The sequence below is a fragment of the Thalassobacillus devorans MSP14 genome, assembly GCF_000496835.1.
GTDB lineage: Bacteria > Bacillota > Bacilli > Bacillales > Halobacillaceae > Thalassobacillus > Thalassobacillus devorans_B.
In genome coordinates this window covers 1,049,067-1,068,822 of the sequence record NZ_KI543236.1, presented here as the reverse complement: position 1 = coordinate 1,068,822, position 19,756 = coordinate 1,049,067, and the positions used below count along the sequence as shown (strand labels likewise).

Annotated in this window: 22 protein-coding genes and 1 pseudogene; 1 reads left to right on the top strand and 22 read right to left on the bottom strand. The window is 44.9% G+C overall.

The genetic code is table 11. The annotated features are described in order from the left end of the window. Positions 1-130: 130 nt before the first annotated feature. The 14 genes and pseudogenes from P855_RS22635 to smc form a co-directional block, all read right to left on the bottom strand. A complete protein-coding gene (locus P855_RS22635; RefSeq protein WP_268744481.1) occupies positions 131-256 on the bottom strand; it encodes a hypothetical protein in 126 nt (41 codons plus the stop codon). A 754-nt stretch (positions 257-1,010) separates the two neighbouring features. Next, positions 1,011-1,784, bottom strand: a complete 774-nt coding sequence (locus P855_RS0106295) for a ribonuclease HII (protein ID WP_028782769.1) — start codon at positions 1,782-1,784, stop codon at positions 1,011-1,013. Positions 1,785-1,888: 104 nt separating this feature from the next. Continuing rightward, positions 1,889-2,737 (bottom strand): ribosome biogenesis GTPase YlqF, encoded by an 849-nt coding sequence (gene ylqF / locus P855_RS0106290; RefSeq protein ID WP_028782768.1) that lies wholly within the window; start codon positions 2,735-2,737, stop codon positions 1,889-1,891. 14 nt (positions 2,738-2,751) lie between these two features. After that, positions 2,752-3,303 carry a signal peptidase I gene (lepB, locus tag P855_RS0106285; protein ID WP_028782767.1) on the bottom strand — a complete coding sequence of 184 codons (552 nt, stop codon included), beginning with the start codon at positions 3,301-3,303 and terminating at the stop codon, positions 2,752-2,754. 96 nt (positions 3,304-3,399) lie between these two features. Next, on the bottom strand, positions 3,400-3,744 hold the full coding sequence (rplS, locus tag P855_RS0106280; protein ID WP_028782766.1) for a 50S ribosomal protein L19: 345 nt from the start codon (positions 3,742-3,744) through the stop codon (positions 3,400-3,402). 126 nt (positions 3,745-3,870) lie between these two features. Then, entirely contained in the window at positions 3,871-4,605 is a 735-nt protein-coding gene (trmD, locus tag P855_RS0106275; RefSeq protein WP_028782765.1) for a tRNA (guanosine(37)-N1)-methyltransferase TrmD, read from the bottom strand. Continuing rightward, a complete protein-coding gene (gene rimM / locus P855_RS0106270; RefSeq protein WP_028782764.1) occupies positions 4,605-5,120 on the bottom strand; it encodes a ribosome maturation factor RimM in 516 nt (171 codons plus the stop codon). Before rimM ends, trmD begins: the two co-directional genes overlap by 1 nt. A 9-nt stretch (positions 5,121-5,129) precedes the next feature. Further along, complete coding sequence (locus P855_RS0106265) at positions 5,130-5,516, bottom strand: YlqD family protein (RefSeq protein ID WP_028782763.1); 387 nt, start codon at positions 5,514-5,516, stop codon at positions 5,130-5,132. A gap of 57 nt (positions 5,517-5,573) precedes the next feature. Beyond that, positions 5,574-5,801, bottom strand: a complete 228-nt coding sequence (locus tag P855_RS0106260; RefSeq protein ID WP_028782762.1) for a KH domain-containing protein — start codon at positions 5,799-5,801, stop codon at positions 5,574-5,576. Between the two features lie 15 nt (positions 5,802-5,816). Next, the gene (rpsP, locus tag P855_RS0106255) at positions 5,817-6,089 is read right to left on the bottom strand and encodes a 30S ribosomal protein S16 (protein WP_028782761.1); all 273 of its coding nucleotides are present in this window, start codon (positions 6,087-6,089) and stop codon (positions 5,817-5,819) included. A gap of 84 nt (positions 6,090-6,173) precedes the next feature. Continuing rightward, positions 6,174-7,516, bottom strand: a pseudogene (ffh, locus tag P855_RS20590) (signal recognition particle protein). A gap of 13 nt (positions 7,517-7,529) precedes the next feature. Further along, positions 7,530-7,850, bottom strand: a complete 321-nt coding sequence (locus tag P855_RS0106245; RefSeq protein WP_028782760.1) for a putative DNA-binding protein — start codon at positions 7,848-7,850, stop codon at positions 7,530-7,532. 75 nt (positions 7,851-7,925) lie between these two features. Then, positions 7,926-9,128 (bottom strand): signal recognition particle-docking protein FtsY, encoded by a 1,203-nt coding sequence (ftsY, locus tag P855_RS0106240; RefSeq protein ID WP_419177263.1) that lies wholly within the window; start codon positions 9,126-9,128, stop codon positions 7,926-7,928. A gap of 118 nt (positions 9,129-9,246) precedes the next feature. Further along, a complete protein-coding gene (gene smc / locus P855_RS0106235; RefSeq protein ID WP_028782758.1) occupies positions 9,247-12,813 on the bottom strand; it encodes a chromosome segregation protein SMC in 3,567 nt (1,188 codons plus the stop codon). Between the two features lie 124 nt (positions 12,814-12,937). Here smc and P855_RS0106230 point away from each other — a divergent pair, with 124 nt between their 5' ends. Continuing rightward, the gene (locus P855_RS0106230; RefSeq protein ID WP_028782757.1) at positions 12,938-13,159 is read left to right on the top strand and encodes a DUF1128 domain-containing protein; all 222 of its coding nucleotides are present in this window, start codon (positions 12,938-12,940) and stop codon (positions 13,157-13,159) included. A gap of 49 nt (positions 13,160-13,208) precedes the next feature. Here P855_RS0106230 and rnc read toward each other — a convergent pair whose 3' ends face one another. The 8 genes from rnc to P855_RS0106190 form a co-directional block, all read right to left on the bottom strand. Then, on the bottom strand, positions 13,209-13,901 hold the full coding sequence (gene rnc, locus P855_RS0106225; RefSeq protein ID WP_028782756.1) for a ribonuclease III: 693 nt from the start codon (positions 13,899-13,901) through the stop codon (positions 13,209-13,211). An 81-nt stretch (positions 13,902-13,982) separates the two neighbouring features. Beyond that, a complete protein-coding gene (gene acpP / locus P855_RS0106220; RefSeq protein WP_028782755.1) occupies positions 13,983-14,216 on the bottom strand; it encodes an acyl carrier protein in 234 nt (77 codons plus the stop codon). 102 nt (positions 14,217-14,318) lie between these two features. Beyond that, positions 14,319-15,059 (bottom strand): 3-oxoacyl-[acyl-carrier-protein] reductase, encoded by a 741-nt coding sequence (gene fabG / locus P855_RS0106215; protein WP_028782754.1) that lies wholly within the window; start codon positions 15,057-15,059, stop codon positions 14,319-14,321. Further along, a complete protein-coding gene (gene fabD / locus P855_RS0106210; protein ID WP_028782753.1) occupies positions 15,059-15,997 on the bottom strand; it encodes an ACP S-malonyltransferase in 939 nt (312 codons plus the stop codon). The genes fabG and fabD overlap by 1 nt, the downstream gene beginning before the upstream one ends. Beyond that, complete coding sequence (gene plsX, locus P855_RS0106205) at positions 15,994-17,001, bottom strand: phosphate acyltransferase PlsX (protein ID WP_028782752.1); 1,008 nt, start codon at positions 16,999-17,001, stop codon at positions 15,994-15,996. The genes fabD and plsX overlap by 4 nt, the downstream gene beginning before the upstream one ends. Continuing rightward, complete coding sequence (fapR, locus tag P855_RS0106200) at positions 16,998-17,579, bottom strand: transcription factor FapR (RefSeq protein ID WP_028782751.1); 582 nt, start codon at positions 17,577-17,579, stop codon at positions 16,998-17,000. The genes plsX and fapR overlap by 4 nt, the downstream gene beginning before the upstream one ends. A gap of 219 nt (positions 17,580-17,798) precedes the next feature. Beyond that, positions 17,799-18,812, bottom strand: coding sequence for an ABC transporter ATP-binding protein (locus tag P855_RS0106195; protein ID WP_028782750.1), 1,014 nt, complete (start codon positions 18,810-18,812; stop codon positions 17,799-17,801). Further along, the gene (locus tag P855_RS0106190) at positions 18,809-19,750 is read right to left on the bottom strand and encodes a C40 family peptidase (protein WP_028782749.1); all 942 of its coding nucleotides are present in this window, start codon (positions 19,748-19,750) and stop codon (positions 18,809-18,811) included. The genes P855_RS0106195 and P855_RS0106190 overlap by 4 nt, the downstream gene beginning before the upstream one ends. Positions 19,751-19,756 lie beyond the last annotated feature (6 nt).

The following is a 19,756-nucleotide window of genomic DNA, read 5'->3' as shown; positions in this document are numbered from 1 at the left end:
TGTCGTAGTCATTATAGGTACTATGACCTCCTCCGACTCCCTCTCCTCCATCCGCCATTTCATGCTGTCCGCATTTATAGGTTTCTGCTTTACTTCTTTCGAAGTGACGAGGAGGGTATCCCTAGTTCCGTTAATCCCTTTCCGAACATATCGCTCCCTCTACTCCGGGAGATTCTTCGATACTGATTCCAAGGTCTTCGCATCTTCCATGGTCTTCACCCGCACGCCCGGGGTTCGACTTCTCCTTGTCCTGCATGAACAGGTGCTCTTGACGAAGCGGCAGGATTCACTTTATGTTACGATCTGTTCGTTTGCTGGCACAGGGCTCTAACCTTAAGATTTCTCTACCAGTTACCTGTCAGCTACCGAGCGTCTTGGCACTTACTCGGATTGGACTTTCACCAATAAGCAATTAACGGCTTGCTAGGCACGCGGCGGACGGTGAGCTTCCTCAGGCTCCGCCTTGCGGGATCTCACCATGTCCTATCCTCCCATCGGAGTCTCGCAATTTCCCGCCCCTCCTTGCGTTTGTAAGACTAACGGAAACATCGATATGCGGAACCACCATCTTAACAGCTGAAAAGAGCTTATGTCCTGAATCATTGAGCTTTTCATGCAGAAAATGTGGAAGATATCTTCTCACAACGTAGGGTTCGTTCGTCAAAATATGGATAAGGTGGCGGGGAAACGGTGAGACTCCCGTGGGAGAAGGGGCTAGGCGAGACCCCACAGGTCGTGAAACGGCCGCGGAGGCTTGCCAGCCTCCCCCACAGGAAAGCGAATCGTTTCCCAGCCACCCTTCACTCTGTCTCGGTAACGAACCTAATATCTTGAAACTGAGTCTTCCATAATCCGGCCATATTATGGAAGACTCAGCCAACAAATTATTGGAACAAATACTTTTCCCCTAAGGTCAGTGACGCCTTCAGCCGGGCACTCACTTGCTTTCCACCTAGCCATAGTACTGAAAAAGATGTAAAGCACCTGCTTGCATCTCAGAGGCTCCTTTCTTAACATTTGATGGCTGCTGCAACCGGTGAAAAGCTACGGCGGTGATAGGGAGATGGACCGAATTGTTCAAGAGCTTCCATGTGACTTTTTGTTCCGTATCCCTGATTCGATTTGAAATCATACATTGGAAATTCTTCATGGAGATCCTGCATCATCCGATCTCTGGTTACTTTAGCAATAACACTGGCTGCTGCGATCGATACACTGCGCTGGTCACCCTTAATCAGAGATTCTGAGGAACAAGGGAGTCCCTCCAGCTTTACAGCATCAATCAGCACATGATCCGGGGTCATATCCAGTTTTTTTAGAGCTCTGCTCATAGCCATCTTTGTTGCCTGGAAAATGTTATATCGATCTATTTCTTCATTTGTTACGATGCCTGTTCCGTAGGCTAACGCGTCTGTTGCTATTTGCTCGAAAAAACTTTCCCTCTTCTCCTTAGAAAGCTGCTTAGAGTCATTCAGACCCTCTAAGTAATAATCTTTATGTAAAACAACGCATCCGGCAACCACTGGACCAGCAAGCGGCCCACGTCCCGCCTCATCTATGCCAGCGACAAAATGATTGCCAAGCCGGTATTGTCTCTTTTCAAATTCCATCATTTGCTGATATTTTAGAAGCATTGTATTTTTTTTTCGTAACTGCTGTTCATATTGGAATAACAGCTTTTGCACGCCTTTACGAGTGTCGTTTCTCAGTTCCTCTACTTCTTTCTCAGTCAGTTGTTTGTGACTAAGCAACTCTTTTACTTCAGCTATCGTCCATTTCCCCAACGTTTAACTCTCCTATCGTCACTTTATTTATCGGTGTTGTTTCATTATTTATGTAGGAGCAAAGAAAAAAGCGCACTTTTGAAAATCAAAAATGCGCTGGAACATCAATACCCTTCCGGTACATCAAAAGTAATGCGGCCAATCTTCCCGGACCTCAAATCTTGTATAATGACTTCTGCAGTCTTTTCATAATTGACTCTGCCTCCGGACTCAAGGCAGCCGCGCTTTTTACCAATCGTTTCGAAAGCTTCAATCATGTCATCGAAACTGGAAAAACCATATCGTTCCTCCATAAGGTCAGGATAGAAGTTTTTCAGGTAATCTAAAATATAGGCAGCCACATCTTCTATAGGCAAAATCTGATCTTTGATTGTTCCAATAGAAGCCAGCCGGTACCCTACTTCTTCATCTTCGAACTTCGGCCAGAGAATCCCTGGAGTGTCCAGCAGTTCAAAATCTTTTTTTACTTTAATCCATTGCTGACTGGTAGTAACGCCCGGGCGGTCGCCTGTTTTGGCAATTTTCTTATTGGCCAGACGATTGATAAGTGTAGACTTTCCTACATTAGGTATGCCGAGTATCATAGCGCGCGCCGGCCTTGGATTGATCCCTTTCGCTTTCAACTTGGCCATTTTTTCCTGCGACATTTCCTTAGCCAGTTGAATGAGTGCCTGAATATCTTTTTTATCCTGCGCATTCACTGCTATAGCCGGAGCATTTGCATTTTTAAAGGAGCTCATCCATTGATCCGAAAGCTTTGGATCAGCAAGATCTTTTTTCATCATTACAATCATTTTCGGTTTCGATTGAAGCAATTGCTGAAGCATCGGATTTTGGGATGACTCCGGTGCTCTTGCGTCGACCAATTCGATGACAAAGTCGACGAGTTTCAGCTTCTCTCCTACTTCTCTTTTTGCTTTGGCCATATGGCCGGGAAACCATTGTATTGTCATCTCATCACCTTATCCTAGTTTACGATTCCGATCCGATCCAGCGGCCAGTAGGTCAGCACTGCTTCCCCTACGAGCTGGTCCATCGGCACGACACCGAACATTCGACTATCCGTAGAATTATTACGGTTATCACCGAGTACGAAAACATGTCCTTCCGGTACGGTTTCATATCCTTCTTCCGTAACTTGCTCAAGCGTAAAATCCTGTGTCAGAATCTGACTATCCGGCATTTCTTTTTTCCGTTCTTCCAAGTAAGGTTCTTCTACTCTTTCCCCATTGATATATAACTCATCATTCTCTACAGCTACGTGATCACCAGGAACTCCGATGACACGCTTGATATAGTCACGCTGTTCCGTAGCGTGAAAAACGACAATATCAAACCGTTCCGGCTCACCAAGGATGTAATTGATTTTGCTGACAATCAAGTGGTCATTATCTTCCAGGGTAGGAAGCATCGATGGTCCTTCGACTACGACCGGAGCAAAAAGTACAACTCTTACCAATACTGCTAATATGGCAGCGATCAGGAATGCTTTGATCCATTCCACCCATGCATTCTTCATGAAGGCCATCCCTTTCCTATAAGCTGACTAATAAGTTCATAAGTAGTTTTCAGTAGAAAAAAGGAGCTTGGCATGTGCAAGCTCCTTACTGTTTCATTAGATGATTTCTTTAATACGCGCAGCTTTACCACGCAGATTGCGTAGATAGTACAGCTTCGCACGACGAACTTTACCACGACGTGTACGTTCGATCTTCTCGATACGCGGGGAATGCAGCGGGAATGTACGCTCGATTCCAACACCGTAAGAAATTTTACGTACAGTGAATGTTTCGCTGATTCCGCCGTTTTGACGCTTGATTACAACGCCTTCGAAAACCTGGATACGCTCGCGAGTACCTTCCACGACTTTTACGTGGACCTTCACGGTATCACCAGGACGGAAATCAGGATGGTCTGTACGAAGTTGATCTTTTGTAATTTCGTTAATCAAATCTTGCATCCTATTTCACTCCTTCCAAACTAATGCTCTTGACTAACTAGGAGACAGCGGAACATCGTTTTCCGCTTAAACCGACGTTTAAGCACAAAATTTAATATATCATAATTTCAATGCTACTGCAACAAGCTATCCGTTTTTTTCCCATTTTTCTATCCAGGATTTTTCTTTATCCGTCAAGTTTCTTTCTCTTAACAGATCAGGACGACGCTGCCAGGTACGATATAAAGACTGCTGATGACGCCATTCTTCAATACGGGCATGGTCACCGGATAATAGGGTGTCCGGTACTTTCATCCCTCGAAAATCGGCAGGGCGTGTATAATGGGGATGCTCAAGCAAACCATTGGAAAAGGAATCCTCTGGCGCAGAGTGTTTATTTCCTAACGCCTCAGGCAAAAGACGTACGACAGAATCTATCACAACCATCGCCCCAAGCTCTCCACCAGTCAAAACGTAATCCCCGATAGATATTTCGTCAGTGACTACATGTTCCCGTATCCGTTCATCATAGCCTTCATAATGTCCGCATAAAAAAATCAGATGATTCTCTTTCGAAAGCTCCACTGCTTTGCTCTGGGTATACGTTTCGCCCTGAGGACAGAGAAGAATCACCCGAGGATTGGTTTTACGCTGCTCTTTGACCGCTTCAACGGCATCGAACAGCGGTTGTGGAGTAAGCACCATTCCCGCCCCTCCCCCATAAGGGTAATCATCGACCTTTTGATGCTTGTTTTCGCTATAATCCCGGAAATTGATAAACTCATAACTGAATATGTCCCGGTCTTGCGCTTTCTTTAAAATGGAATTATTCAATACACCTTCAAACATTTCTGGAAACAACGTCAGTATATCGATATGCATCAGTCGAGCAGCCCTTCTATTGGATCAATGACAATCCGTTCTTCCTCGAGATCAACTTTCTTGACAACGTCTTCGATATAAGGAATCAGGGCATCAGGTTTTCCTTCCCGTTCCACGACCCAGACATCGTTAGCACCGGGGGTAAGAATCTCTTTTACTTTTCCAAGTTCCGTGCCATCCTCCAGAATGACGCGGCACCCGATGATTTCATGAAAATAAAATTCCCCTTCCTCCAAATCAGACAATTGTTCTTCACGGATTTGAAGAATTCCACCTTTCAAGTGTTCGACATCATTGATAGTCGGAAGACCTTCGAATGTGAGCAGATCGAAGCCTTTATGGTTCCGATGACCGGATACTATCAGCTTTTCCGGCTTTCCCCCGTCCTTCATCCAATACAAAGGCTCTCCAGGCTGGAATCTTTCATCAAAGTCGGTGATGCGCATCACCTTCACTTCCCCTTTGATTCCATGGGTATTGATCACTTTACCTACATTGTACATTTGTTGTTCCATAGTTTTTCATTACCTCGCTTGAATTACTATTCCATCTTTAATGACGATTGTCTGATTCTCGTATATTTCATCCCAACGAGCGCCTTCCTGTACATCCACAATCGCTTCCACTTCTTCGATGAACAATTCGCTTCCTTCTGGCAGTATTTCTAACTGCTGCAGCTTGTATTCTACCCAGTTCATCTTTTCTTTTCGGATTTTGATTTCCTGTGTGAATCTTTTTTCGATCTCACTCGGGGAAATGTCACTCCGTTTTTCGAGCTTTCTCTGTTCAAAGCGAAGTTGCTGGCATTCGCGGTCATAGCGCTGGTAGCGTGTCTGAAAGTCCTTAGAGAGCTGTTTCTTGCTCTCTTCCGTCAATACTTGTTTTACAGGAATTTTCTTTATTATTTTCATGTTCCTGCCCCTTTGTCCGTGTAAAAAAAGGGAAAGGTAATTGCTCCCTCTCCCTCCTTACATGATATCCAAGTAAATTCTCTTCTTAGAGTCTGACCCTGCTGCGTAAACAACTGTCCGGATCGCCTTGGCGATCCGACCGTTCTTTCCGATCACTTTGCCGACATCGTCCTGGTTGACTGTGAGATGATAAACGATTTTGCGTTCCTCTTCTTTCACGTCAATTCGGATGTCTTCCGGGTGATCGACAAGCGGATTGACAATAGTTTCAATCAAGGCTTTCATGGTATCACCACTACTTTACTTTTGTTTTTTTGCTTCGTGGAGCTTCGTCATGATGCCTTCGTTAGAGAATAGGTTACGAACCGTGTCGCTTGGTTTAGCACCATTAGTCATCCAGTTCAATGCTTTTTCTTCATCAATGTCAACCTCTACAGGGTTAGCTACTGGATTATATGTGCCAATTTGTTCAATAAAACGTCCGTCACGAGGAGAACGTGAATCAGCTACAACAACACGGTAAAATGGGTTACGTTTAGATCCCATGCGCTTTAGGCGAATTTTAACTGCCATCTTTAAGCACCTCCATAAATTTTTAATGTTTCGCACAAGTTTAGATTTTAGCAGATGTTTTTCTGTGTGTAAAGGATTTTTCCATTACATGAATGGAAAATTCATTCCTTTACCTTTTTTTCCTTTTTGCATGTTGCTCATTTGCTTCATCATTTTCTTCATTTCTTCGAATTGTTTAAGAAGCCGGTTGACCTCGGAAACAGAAGTTCCGGATCCTTTTGCAATCCTTCGTTTACGGCTTGCATTCATCAGGGATGGATCCTGACGTTCTTTCTTGGTCATGGACTGGATGATCGCCTCAACATGCGAAATTTGTTTCTCATCAATCTGCGCATTTTTCAAGCCCTTCATCTTATTTGCTCCTGGAATCATATCGAGCAGTTCATCCAGAGGCCCCATGTTGCGGACTTGCCCCATTTGTTCCAGGAAATCATCAAAGGTGAAGGAAGCGGATCGCATCTTCTCTTCCAATTCTTTGGCCCGCTTTTCATCGACACTGTCCTGCGCTTTTTCAATCAGCGTCAGAACGTCTCCCATGCCAAGGATACGGGATGCCATCCGCTCTGGGTGGAATGGCTCGAGCTGGTCAAGCTTTTCCCCCATACCGGCGAATTTGATTGGCTTGCCTGTCACTGCCTTGATAGACAACGCGGCCCCGCCACGGGTATCCCCATCAAGTTTCGTCAGTACCACACCGCTGACTTCCAGTTGTTCATCGAAGCTTTCTGCAACATTGACGGCATCCTGACCGGTCATCGCATCGACAACCAGGAAGATTTCATCCGGCTGGACATTCTCCTTGATCTGCTGCAATTCACCCATCAGGTCGCCATCGATATGGAGACGACCCGCGGTATCGATAATGACATAGTCATAATGGTTTTCTTTCGCCTCGGCAATTGCTTCATTGGCGATATCGACAGGGTTGGCATCTGTGCCTTTGGCATATACAGGCAAATCCAACTGCTTTCCAATCGTCTGGAGCTGGTTGATCGCCGCTGGACGATAGACGTCTGCCGCTACCAGCAACGGATTACGGTTGTGCTTTTTCCGTAAATGATTGGCCAGCTTCCCTGTAGTCGTCGTTTTACCGGCACCCTGGAGACCGACCATCATGATGACGGTCGGCGGGCGTTTAGCGACAGCAATTTTACTCTCGTCCCCCCCATCAAATCGGTCAATTCTTCTTTGACTACTTTGATGACTTGCTGGCCAGGTGTCAAGCTTTCCATGACTTCCTGGCCTATCGCACGTTCTTTCACGCGTTTGACAAAATCTTTGACGACCTTGAAGTTGACGTCTGCCTCAAGGAGGGCGAGACGGACTTCCCGGGTCATTTCTTTTACATCTTGTTCGGTTACCTTCCCTTTACCTTTGATACGTTGGATTGTATTTTGTAAACGGTCGGCTAAACCTTCAAATGCCATAGAAGGAGCCCTCCTAATCTAATTCTTTTAATCTTTCGAGTAAATCCTGCACTTCTCTCTGATCCTTCAGTCTGTCTTGCAGCTTATCGATCAGTTGCTGTCTCTCCTGGAATTTTTCATATAAGTTCAATTTATCCTCATATTCTTCCAGCATGGCTTCCGTACGACGTATATTGTCATAGACAGCCTGCCTGGAGACATCAAACGTTTCTGATATTTCCCCCAGAGAATAATCTTCTAAATAATAGAGTTCCATGTAATTCCGCTGTTTTGGGGTCAACAGCGTCTGATAGAAATCAAACAAATAGTTGATTCGTGTAGTCTTTTCCAGCACGGCAACCACTCCTTGTTAAGTGAAATGCCTTTACATATATGAATATTACAGAATGAAAGGCCAGGCTGTCAAGCATCACTGTTCTTTTTCTTCATCGTGGGCTTCCACCATATCGGCGAATAGTCCGTATACAAAGGCATGGGCGTCAAACTGTTGGAGGTCAGTCACTTTTTCACCAAGCCCTACCAGTTTAACAGGGATCTCCAGTTCATTGCGAATCGCAAGTACGATCCCACCTTTGGCAGTCCCATCAAGCTTTGTCAAGACAATACCGGAAACATCGGTAGCTTCAGAGAATGTCTTCGCCTGACTCATCGCATTCTGCCCTGTAGTAGCATCCAAAACCAGCAGCACTTCGTGTGGGGCTGTCGGAACCTCGCGTTCGATCACACGCTTCACTTTAGAAAGTTCATTCATGAGGTTCACTTTATTTTGCAAACGGCCAGCCGTATCACATAGCAGCACATCGGCATCACGGGATTTGGCTGCCTGGATGGCATCGAAGATAACCGCTGCAGGGTCACTGCCCGCACTATGCTTTACGACACTGACACCGACGCGTTCTCCCCAGGCATCCAATTGTTCAATAGCCCCGGCACGGAAAGTATCACCGGCGGCCAGCATGACATTTTTCCCTTCACTTTTCAGCTGGTGGGCAAGTTTTCCGATCGTGGTTGTTTTACCGACACCATTGACACCGACGAATAAGACGATGGACAACCCATCATGATCAATGTTCAGCCCTTCGATTTCTTCGCTGTCGTCATCACCGTAATAGATTTCTACAAGCTTTTCTGAAATGACTTCTCTTACTTGACGCGTATCTTTGATATTGCGTCGTTTCACTTCCAGTTGCAGTTCATCAATCATATCCATCACTGTTGTGACACCCACATCTGCTGAGATAAGAATCTCTTCTAAATCTTCAAAGAAGTCTTCATCAACAGTGCGATAACGTGCAACCAGATCATTGATCTTTCCTGAAAAGGAATCCCTGGTTTTTGTCAAGCCGATGCGGAACTTGGCCGCAATCGATTTTTCACGGCCTTCTATATTTGGCTCCGGCTCCTCTATCTCCGGCTTGGTATCTTCGTCAGGAGGAGCTGGAGCAGCCTCGGGTTCTTCCAGTTTCGCCGGCTCTTCCCAATCTGTTTCCAGCTGCTCTACCGGCGCTTCCTCTTCTGTTTCTGTAAGCTCTTCTTCAGGAGGCTTCTCGTCTGTTTCTTTGACTGAAGTATCTTTCTCATCGTCCTCGACTTTCGCATCGTCCAATCCCATGTCTTGCTCTTCCAGGTCTTCTGTCTGTTCCTGCTCCAATTCTTTCAAGTCTTGTTCAAATGGATCTAAGATAAATTTGTCCTTCAATTTTTTGAAAAAGCTCATCCAATCTTCCTTTCTATACTTCCAGTAAGTCTTGAGATTCTTCCAGTCTTACAGAAACAAGCTTGGAAACCCCCGATTCCTGCATGGTGACTCCGTACAGTACATCCGATTCCTCCATTGTGCCTTTACGGTGAGTGATGACGATAAATTGCGTATTTTTACTAAAGACTTTCAAATAGCGGGCAAACCGATCGACATTGGCATCATCGAGTGCTGCTTCCACTTCATCCAATACACAGAATGGCACAGGACGAACATGGAGAATGGCGAATAGCAGTGCAATTGCTGTCAAAGCCCGTTCCCCCCCGGACAGCAGGCTGAGATTCTGCAGCTTCTTACCTGGCGGCTGAGCTACGATATCCACCCCTGTTTCCAGCATATTATCAGGGTCGGTCAGTCGAAGGTCGGCTCGTCCTCCTCCAAATAATTCTTTGAAAACAACGGAGAATTCCTGCTTGATTTGTGTAAATGTATCTTCAAATCTGCGTTCCATCTCGCCGTCCATTTCTGAAATGACAGAATACAACGTATCCTTGGCTTCATTCAAATCTGTCTGTTGTTCACTTAAAAATTGGTAACGCTCCTGAATCCGGTCATACTCATCGATGGCTCCGAGATTAACGGTACCCAGTTCATCTATGGCACGTTTGATCAATTTGACTTTTGTTTTGCTTTCCTCCATATTGCTGGTGCTTTCATACTCCTGCCGGGCCCGTTCAAAAGTTAGGAAATATTCTTTTTGCAGGTAATCCAGCATGTTTTCCAGCTCCACATCCATACGGTTCGCCTTGACCTCTTTGTCCTGGATATCCTGGACATAATGGTGATGGGTTCTGTTTTCTTCTTTCAGTTGGAGTTCTATCTTCTTAATCGTTTCAGAATGCCTGTTACGCTGTTCTCTGCGGTCTGCGATCAGTTGAGCCGTCTCTTCTTTCGCTGCTTTTTTATCTTCAATGGCAGCTTCCAGTTCAGCTTCTGTCTGCTTGTTATTGGCAATATCCATCAACTGCTCATATTGCTTGCGGTTCTCTACTACATGTTGTTCCAGCTCTTTTTTCTGGACTTGATAACCATGTAGTTTCTCTTGTTCGTTCTTCACTTCCGAATCCTGCTCGGCGAGTTTCAACTGCAATTCGTGCTGCTTTGCTTTTAAGTTTTCCTCATTCTCTGACTGTCGCTTTTCAGCTTCTGTCAATGTATCAATTTCTTTTTGAGACGCTGACAGCTGCTGTTCCAACTGTGCTAATTGTCCGGTAAGGTCTTCCAATCGGGATGTAAGCTGGTCACGGTCCTGTTCATATTGTTCCTGGTCCTGGTCGAACAGTAACAGTTGGTCATTCAGGTTTTGATGTTTCACCTGGGCCTCACGCAAGACAGCTCGTTTTTCCTGTTCCTGCTCTTTCAAATTTTCTCTTATCGTCCGAAGTTCCTGCACCTGCGCTTGTTGATTAGTTGTGAGATTCTTCAATTGCTGAACCTCTTGTTCTGCAGCAATCGTCTTCTGTTCAAAAGATGATAGCTTGTCATTCAGTTCCTGCAATTCCTTTTCCCGGGTAAACAAGGATTGATTGGTCTTTTTCTTTGCACCACCGGTCATCGCTCCCCCCGGATTGATGACATCCCCTTCTAAGGTTACAATCCGGAAACGCCGTTGCAACATTTGAGCAAGTTTGTTTGCTGTTTCCAGGTTTTCTGCTATCACAATATGACCTAGTAAATGACGTATGGGACGATCATAACGGTCATCAAATTCAACCAAATCAGCAGCCACACCGACAAAACCAGGTTGTCCGCTTACTCTGGAGATCATATCTTCCGGAATGAAGCGCGGCTGGATCGTTTCCAATGGCAGGAACGTCGCTCTGCCTTTATTGTGCTGGCGAAGCCAGTGGATTGCTTGGCGGGCGGAAGATTCATTTTGCATGATGACGTGCTGAGCCTGGGCGCCAAGCGCTGTCTCGATGGCTGTAATCAAATTACCAGGAACATCGATCAATTCCAGTACCGCTCCTTCTACACCTGACAAAGATTGTTGCTCTCTCGCTTTCAAAACTTCTTTGACACCCTGGAAATACCCGGAGAAGTCTTCTTTCATCTCTTCCAGCATCTCTTTTTTTGATTTTAATTTCTCTACATACTGATATCCCTGGTAAAGTTTATTTTGCAGATTCTGATAGCGTTCCTGACTGCTGCGCAGCTTTTCTTCCATTTCGCTTAATTTCTGCTCTGTCTGCGACCGCTGCCTGTGGATATCGTCCACTTCACGCTCCAGCTTTTCCTTCTCGCCAAGCAGCTGTTCCCTTTCTTCTCGCATATCTTTAAATTTATCTTTCTGCACTTCACTTTTGGAACCGATTTGTTCCAGCTGCCTTGCAATGGATTGTTTTTCATTTCGCTTGGCCGCTTGCTCATTCAATAACTCAATGTAATCACTTTTCAACTCTTCAATCTGCTCACCGATATTCTTGCTCTCAAGCTCAAGCTGGCTGGCTGTTTCTTTTAACAATTTTTTCGTCCTGGTACGCTGGTCTTTCCAACGGTTCAGTTTTTGCTCATGATCTTCACATAATTCCTTTGTCTGCTCCACCCTGTCTGAAAGTTGGCTGAATTCCTCTTCAAGCTTCGCTTTGTTTTCTTCAAAATGCTTGAAACGTTCTTTGACTAACTGTTTCTTTCCCTCTAAGTTCTCTAATTCCTGCGTCAAAACAAGCAGCTTTTCCTGAAGACTTTCAAGCGATTCATCCAACGCAAGTACTTGCTGGCGTTCGGCTTCGACAATTGTCTCTTTTTCATCAATAGCCGTCTTTATCTCTGTTTTTTTCAATTTCATTTCTTCGAGGTTATTCAAAAGGTGCTGCCATTCCTCATTAATCGTTTCAATCTGGGCGATCAATAAAGAAATTTCCACGTGTTTCAATTCTTCTTTTTTCTCGAGATAATCTTTCGCAATGGCTGCCTGTTCCTTCAATGGCTCAAGCTGCCCTTCGATTTCATAGATGATGTCTTCCACACGATTAAGGTTTTCTTGTGTCTCTGCCAGTTTAAATTCGGCTTTCTTCTTACGCTGCTTATATTTCAGCACACCTGCAGCTTCTTCAAAAATACTTCGTCTCTCTTCAGCTTTAGAACTCAGTATTTCTTCGACTTTTCCCTGGCTGATGATGGAAAAGGCTTCTCTCCCCAGCCCCGAATCCATGAATAAATTGACAATGTCCTTTAAACGGCAGGGCTGTTTATTGATATAAAAAGCACTTTCACCTGACCGATATACTCTCCTGGTGACACTGACCTCCTGGTAATCCAGCGGGAGGGTTTGATCTTCATTGTCCAATGTCAACGTCACTTCTGCCATGTTCAAAGCGTTTCTTGTATCACTGCCTGCAAAAATGATATCTTCCATTTTGCTGCCTCGTAATGAACGGGCAGACTGTTCACCGAGCACCCAACGGATTGCATCGGTAATGTTACTCTTTCCGCTGCCATTCGGTCCCACTACTGAAGTGACACCAGGTACAAAATCTACGGTGACCCGTTCGGCAAAAGACTTGAATCCAACTGTATCTAAACGTTTGAGGAACATCTGCATCCTCCTATGTATTTAACTTTCATTTGATTTATCGTTTGCATTTCAACTCATTTATTTTATCATAAACAATAAGGCTATAGAAGAAGCCAACCAATCCTGCTGTAAGGAGGAAACCAATATGAGCTTGAATGAACCGACCCAGGAAAACTTAGAAACGATCATCAACGACCTGGCTGACCGCTTGCAGGTCGTCAACCGTTCCATTATGGACCCTGCGGATTATGACCTTGCCAACTATGATGAAATCAAATCCCTGCATGATATGGTCGTAACGAAAGGGCAATTAAGTGTGTCAGAAACCCAGGCCTTTGTCCAGGAGCTGGGTGCGTACCGGAAATAATGTAAACCCAACAGAAAGCCGCGCAGATTCTGCGCGGCTTTCTTCAATCTTATTTACATGCTCCAGCTTTGCGAAGCGCTTCTTCAGCAGCTTTTTGTTCAGCTTCCTTTTTGGTACGGCCGATACCTACGCCAGCCGTTACATCCTGGATGCGGACATGCGCGACGAACTCACGGTTGTGTGCAGGTCCAAGTTCTTCGACGATTTCGTATTCGATGACTCTGTTTTTTTCACGCTGGACAAACTCCTGCAATTGGCTTTTGAAATCCATCGCATGCGAAAAAGCACCTTTTTTAACCTTCGGATACACGTACTTTTCCAAAAAGGCCAGGACAGACTCATATCCTTTATCCAGATAGAGGGCGCCAATAAAGGCCTCAAAAACATCTGCAAGCAACGCCGGGCGATTTCTTCCTCCTGTCATCTCTTCGCCTTTCCCCAACTGGATCAGTTCACTGAAGTTCAATTCATCAGCAAAACGAACCAGAGAGATTTCACAGACGATGGAGGCACGCAGCTTTGTCAGTTCACCCTCACTCATATCCGGATATTTTCGATAGAGATACTGGGACACTCCAAGCTCAAGTACTGCGTCTCCCAAAAATTCAAGACGCTCGTTGTCCTTGCGATCTGTCTTACGATGCTCATTCACATAAGATGAATGGGTAAATGCTTGTTTTAAAATATCGACATCATTGAAGTGGATACCGATTTTTTCTTGAAAGGTTGAAAAGTCTTCCATCGCTCACCTAAACCCTTTCAGTTTGATTTGATGAAATATAGGAAGGGCTGTCCACATGATGGACAGCTCCTTGCTAACTGTTTATTGGATGCTGTTTATGTAATTCACAGCGTCACCAACAGTATTGATTTTTTCTGCTTCTTCATCAGCGATCTCTGTATCGAATTCATCTTCAAGCTCCATAACAAGCTCAACTACATCCAAAGAATCCGCTTCAAGATCATCTTTGAAGGAAGCCTCCATTGTAACCTTAGATTCTTCTACATCAAGACGGTCAACAATGATTTGTTTGACACGATCAAAAGTATCTGCCATAAGACTTCACCTCCCTTCCGTTATTATAGTAGAAATTCCATTGAAAAACTAGATAAATCATCATTTATGATTTCAACCGGTAATAATTTACCGGGTCCATCCTTACATTACCATGCCGCCATCGACATGAATTGTCTGGCCTGTCATATAGCTGCTGTCTTCAGAAGCAAGGAAACGTACCACATTGGCGATATCCTTAGCTTCGCCCAAACGGTTTAACGGAATCATTTTCAGCATTTCTTCCCGTTGTTCTTCGGACAATTCATCAGTCATGTCCGTAGTGATAAAACCAGGCGCTACGGCATTGACCAGGATATTTCTTGTGGCCAATTCTTTTGCATTCGACTTCGTCATCCCGATGACACCCGCTTTGGCTGCTACATAGTTTGCCTGACCGGGATTTCCGGAAACACCGACGATGGACGCAATGTTGATGATCCGCCCACTTTTTTGTTTCATCATTTGACGGGTAACAGCTTTGGTAGTCAAAAATACACCCTTCAAATTGGTGTCAATCACCTGGTCGAATTCCTCTTCTTTCATGCGCATCAGCAGGTTATCTTTTGCAATGCCAGCATTGTTCACCAGGATATCCAGTCTACCAAAAGCTTCAATCGTCTGTTTGACCATATCTTTCACATCGGCTTCCTTTGATACGTCTGCCTGGATTTTGATCGCCTTTCCACCATTAGCTTCGATTTCTTCTACGACTTCCTGTGCTTTTGCTTCACTGCCTGCATAGTTGACAGCGACGGCAGCACCTTTATCAGCAAGTTCCAGGGCGATCGCTCGTCCAATTCCACGTGAAGCACCGGTTACGAGTGCAACTTGATGTTCGAGCATTATGAATCCTCCTTATACCAGTCAATGAATGCTTGCAATGTTTCTGGATCCTGAATTTGGAACGTCTTCATTCTCCTTTTTACTTTACGAACCAATCCACTCAATACTTTACCATGTCCGACTTCCACGATGGCATCGAGATCCTGTTCCACAAACTTTTCAAGGATTTCCTGGAACCGGACAGGTGAATAGAGTTGCTCAACTAATAGCTCCTCGATCATTTTTTTGTCCTGTACGGCTTCAGCCGTGACATTCGCATAAACTGGAAGGTCAGCATCCGATAGCTCCGCCTCCTGCAATGCTTTAGAGAAATCTTCACTGGCCGGTTTCATCAGACGGGAATGGAATGGACCGCTGACATTCAATGGAAGCACTCGTTTTGCCCCGGCTTCTTTTAATAGCTCAGATGCTTCATCTACACCTTCTTTGCTGCCGGAGATAACAATTTGCCCAGGGCAGTTAATATTCGCAAGATCCACAATTTCTCCTTCGATTTTATCCAGGACTTCCTGGATAAAATCTTGCTCCAGACCTAAAATCGCAGCCATTGCTCCCTTACCGGTTGGGTAAGCATGTTCCATCAGTTGGCCCCGCTTTTGTACCAGTTTTGCTGCTTCGAGTGGCTCTAAGGCTCCTGATGCAACCAGCGCGCTGTATTCACCCAGGCTGTGGCCGGCTGTCATTACTGGTTCGATTCCTTCTTTTTTAAGGAGGGATACAATGGAAGCACTATTCACTAACAGTGCCGGCTGGGCATGCTCTGTTTTCGTCAGTTCCTCCTGCGGTCCTTCGAACATAAGCTTCGTCAAGGAGACACCGAGTTTATCATCCGCTTGATCAAATAATGTTTTCACTTCGTCATAAGATTCATACAAGGCTTTTCCCATTCCTACTTCCTGGGATCCCTGGCCGGGAAAAATAAAAGCTACACGTTTCATGCTTTTTCCTCCTCTGTTTCCTGGATATTTTTTACCGCTTCCGCTATTTTTGTTGTAACATCTTCTTCCACCATATGGGAAGCTTGTTTAATCGCATTGAAAACCGCTCTTGCATTAGATGATCCATGAGCTTTGATCACCGGGGCTGCCAGCCCGAATAATCCGGCACCGCCATATTCCGAATAATCAAGTTGACCCTTCAGCTGTTTCAAGTCATTTTTCACCAGACCGGCTGCCAGTTTTGTTTTAAAGTTCGACATAAAGGTTTCTTTTATCATAGCAAACATCGTAAGCGCAGTTCCTTCTATGGTTTTAAGAGCAATGTTGCCACTGAAACCATCTGTAACCACGACATCAGCAACGCCTTCGAGAAGGTCACGTGCTTCGACATTTCCGATAAAATCTACCGGCGCTTCTTGCAATTGAGTGAAGGCCTTTTTGGCAAGCTCACTGCCTTTACCATCTTCTGTGCCGACATTTAACAAGCCTACTCTCGGTTTGTTGATTCCTCTGACTTTCTCTGAGTAAATGGAGCCCATGATGGCATACTGGACAAGATGCTGTGCTTTAGCATCAACATTGGCACCAACATCGAGCAAAAGGAACCCTTTTCCGTCAACTGTCGGTAGCGTCGGGCTCAAAGCCGGCCTTTCGATCCCTTTGATTCTCCCCACCATAAAGAGTCCGGCGCTCATCAAGGCTCCGGTATTGCCAGCGGAAATGCATGCATCGGCCCTTCCTTCCTTCACTTCCTGAGCCATCAGCACCATGGAAGCCTGTTTTTTTCGGCGGACCGCACGGACAGGCTCATCCTCGCTGGTTATTTTCTCTTTTGTATGTAAAATGGTTATATTACTTGTATCTTTTACCAATGGCTGAATTTGTTCTTCATCACCAATTAGCGTGATCTGAAGGTTGGCATCAGCTTTTACTGCTTCTATTGCACCTTTGACGATCTCGCCAGGTGCATGATCTCCGCCCATTGCATCAATTGCGATTCTCATGACTGTTCCTGCCCCCTCTGTTCATTCGAACGAAACATTTCAAACACTCCGGAAAACACTTTTTCATTTTCTACGTAGCTATTCACTTCGACGACGGTCCGCCCTTTTCTATCAACACCGGTGACAGCGGCTTTTGCTACGACACGTTCTCCTTTTGTCACCTGGCGGGTAAAACGGATCTCCGCCTTGGCTGTAAGTGCCAGTTCATCATTGATGACGGCCACCGCCAATGAATTAGCCTGGGCGAATAAATGATGTCCCCGTGCAATATCATTCCGGGAAAACACATGCTCCCTATCGATATCCAATATAGAAATTGCCCGTTGATCCAACTCTAAATCTACTATTTCACCGATAACTTCTTCGATCGGTAACGCTTTTACCGTTTCATTCCATTCATTTCTTGCTACCGATTTAATCCGTTCCCTTAACTCCGGAATGGAAAGTTCCATGCGGTCAAGCCTGATCGTCTGGATGCTGACACCGAACTTTTTCGCCAGATCTTCATCTGTAATGAATGGAGTGGAGTCGATCGTTTCTTTTAATTCTTTTTGACGTGTTCGTTTATCCTTTTTCATATTTGCCATCCACCGTCCGAATTATGACTAGGTACTAATAGTAATATATAATACCAAATAATCTAATGCAAGAGTAAGGGGATAAGATAAGAAAGAGTGCTCTATTATATTGACTCAAAAAGGTAATTACTTCCCGCTGCTATCAAAAGTAATAATAAAAGCTTGCAGAAAAACCATGTGGCCCTCTGCAAGCTTTATTTATAGTGAAAACCTTTGTACTTAATGCAATTGTTTGTGTTTATGCTTTATCGGTGTTTTGTCTTTTATGTCATCATTGTAAAGATGACAGGCAACGAAATGTTTGTCATCCACTGCCTGCCAGACGGGTTTTGTCGTTGCGCATGCTTCCATCGCCATTGGGCACCGGGTGCGGAACACACATCCGCTCGGTGGATCGATCGGGCTGGGCAGTTCCCCTTCCAAAATCACTCTTTCCCTGCGCTCTTCCACATCCGGATCAGGTATCGGGATGGCAGATAATAATGCCTGCGTGTAAGGATGTTTCGGGTGTTCATAAAGACTGTCACTGTCGGTCAATTCTACTAAGTGGCCAAGGTACATGACTCCGATCCTGTCTGAAATATGACGTACCATGGATAAATCATGGGCAATGAATAGATAGGTCAACCCTTTTTCTTCTTGTAATCTCTCTAATAGATTCACTACTTGAGCTTGTACAGAAACATCCAAAGCAGAAATTGGTTCGTCTGCAATGATAAAGTCAGGGTCCAGTGCCAGCGCGCGTGCAATTCCGATCCGCTGCCTTTGTCCACCGCTGAATTCATGGGGATATCTGGTAGCATGATCACGATTCAACCCTACCTCTTCCAGCAATTGATACACTCGCTCCATCCGCTTCTTTTTATCGGGATATAAATTATGGACAATCATTGGTTCTGATATGATTTCTCCTACGGTAGAACGTGGATTCAAAGAGGCATAAGGATCCTGGAAAATCATCTGCATATTCCGGTAAAACTTGAATTTTTCTTCTTCGCCCTGTCCATGGACATCTTTTCCATTATAGATTACCTGGCCATCCGTCCGGCTATATAACCCCATAATCGTTCTGCCGATGGTAGATTTGCCGCAGCCAGATTCGCCGACAAGACCGAATGTTTCTCCCTGGTAGACGTCAAAACTGACATCATCTACCGCCTTAAGATTACGACCTTTACCAAGGTTGAAGTGTTTTTTCAATTCATTCACTTGTAGTATGACTTTGTTGCTCATGCTGGTTCCTCCGTCTCCTGCCAGTAGCGTCTGGCTGCACATAGTTCTTTTTCATAAATTGTTCCTGCTAGTGCTCTGACTTCAATCCCCTTTCCTGTACTTGGAGAATGAAGCATTTTTCCATCACCATAATAGATACCGACATGATGGATATTCCCTTGCCCTTCTTCATAAGCGAAAAACAATAGATCGCCGGGCATGAGGTGGTCAAAAGAGATTTCTTCTCCTGCTTTAGACTGATCGGAAGCATCTCTAGGGATTTGATAACCTGCCGCTTTATGCATGTTGTAAGTAAATCCTGAACAGTCATAGCCATAGGCACTCATGCCGCCCCAAAAATAAGGCAGGCCGATAAAAGCTTCTCCGAGGCGGACAATATTTCCCCCACTCTCTTTTTTCATTCCCAGCGATTCAGCAAATACGATCGAGTCCGCCACGCGTATATAGGCGGGACCATGGGGTGTATTAACCTTGATTGAATCCTCAAGGATCCCAAGCACAGGCAGCATCGTCATATAGCTTAATACAAGGATTGTTTCTCCGGCTTCATCTGTCAATATGGCCTTTTTGCTTGTCACTACTGCTGTTTTGTCCGTTTCCCATAGCTGGGTTGTAATGGGTTGTAATTGTGCAAGCGGAACCCAGCCAGGATAACCTCGCTCATCTTTCTTAGAGGGCTGAGTGGGGATGATCACATGGGCCCAGCCATTATTTTTATCTGTTACCATTACTTCCTCTCCATATAAAAGCTGAGACTGTACCAGGTTTTCGTCACACAGTTCCAAACGTTTCTCTTTGGTCAGCCGTTTCAGCCATTCCTCCAGTCTCACTGGATTGGCTAACCCGGGTTCATCCAGTTCTCTTGGTGAAATCGGAGCTGTCCAAACCGTGGCTACCGTCACATTGACAATATAATTTTCATATGATTCTTCCAGCATCAGATA

Excerpts from the sequence above, each read along its gene's own strand:
- fapR (WP_028782751.1), bottom strand. The coding sequence starts at position 17,579 with ATGAAAAAGGATAAACGAACACGTCAAAAAGAATTAAAAGAAACGATC.
- rnc (WP_028782756.1), bottom strand. The coding sequence starts at position 13,901 with ATGGAAGACTTTTCAACCTTTCAAGAAAAAATCGGTATCCACTTCAAT.
- smc (WP_028782758.1), bottom strand. The coding sequence starts at position 12,813 with ATGTTCCTCAAACGTTTAGATACAGTTGGATTCAAGTCTTTTGCCGAA.
- trmD (WP_028782765.1), bottom strand. The coding sequence starts at position 4,605 with ATGCATATCGATATACTGACGTTGTTTCCAGAAATGTTTGAAGGTGTA.
- fabG (WP_028782754.1), bottom strand. The coding sequence starts at position 15,059 with ATGCTCGAACATCAAGTTGCACTCGTAACCGGTGCTTCACGTGGAATT.
- P855_RS0106190 (WP_028782749.1), bottom strand. The coding sequence starts at position 19,750 with ATGCTGGAAGAATCATATGAAAATTATATTGTCAATGTGACGGTAGCC.
- P855_RS0106195 (WP_028782750.1), bottom strand. The coding sequence starts at position 18,812 with ATGAGCAACAAAGTCATACTACAAGTGAATGAATTGAAAAAACACTTC.
- rpsP (WP_028782761.1), bottom strand. The coding sequence starts at position 6,089 with ATGGCAGTTAAAATTCGCCTAAAGCGCATGGGATCTAAACGTAACCCA.
- P855_RS0106230 (WP_028782757.1), top strand. The coding sequence starts at position 12,938 with ATGAGCTTGAATGAACCGACCCAGGAAAACTTAGAAACGATCATCAAC.
- rimM (WP_028782764.1), bottom strand. The coding sequence starts at position 5,120 with ATGGAACAACAAATGTACAATGTAGGTAAAGTGATCAATACCCATGGA.
- ylqF (WP_028782768.1), bottom strand. The coding sequence starts at position 2,737 with ATGACAATACAATGGTTTCCCGGCCATATGGCCAAAGCAAAAAGAGAA.
- P855_RS0106260 (WP_028782762.1), bottom strand. The coding sequence starts at position 5,801 with ATGAAAGCCTTGATTGAAACTATTGTCAATCCGCTTGTCGATCACCCG.
- rplS (WP_028782766.1), bottom strand. The coding sequence starts at position 3,744 with ATGCAAGATTTGATTAACGAAATTACAAAAGATCAACTTCGTACAGAC.
- fabD (WP_028782753.1), bottom strand. The coding sequence starts at position 15,997 with ATGAAACGTGTAGCTTTTATTTTTCCCGGCCAGGGATCCCAGGAAGTA.
- acpP (WP_028782755.1), bottom strand. The coding sequence starts at position 14,216 with ATGGCAGATACTTTTGATCGTGTCAAACAAATCATTGTTGACCGTCTT.
- plsX (WP_028782752.1), bottom strand. The coding sequence starts at position 17,001 with ATGAGAATCGCAATTGATGCAATGGGCGGAGATCATGCACCTGGCGAG.
- ftsY (WP_419177263.1), bottom strand. The coding sequence starts at position 9,128 with ATGGGATTGGACGATGCGAAAGTCGAGGACGATGAGAAAGATACTTCA.
- P855_RS22635 (WP_268744481.1), bottom strand. The coding sequence starts at position 256 with ATGCAGGACAAGGAGAAGTCGAACCCCGGGCGTGCGGGTGAAGACCAT.
- lepB (WP_028782767.1), bottom strand. The coding sequence starts at position 3,303 with ATGAAGAATGCATGGGTGGAATGGATCAAAGCATTCCTGATCGCTGCC.
- P855_RS0106265 (WP_028782763.1), bottom strand. The coding sequence starts at position 5,516 with ATGAAAATAATAAAGAAAATTCCTGTAAAACAAGTATTGACGGAAGAG.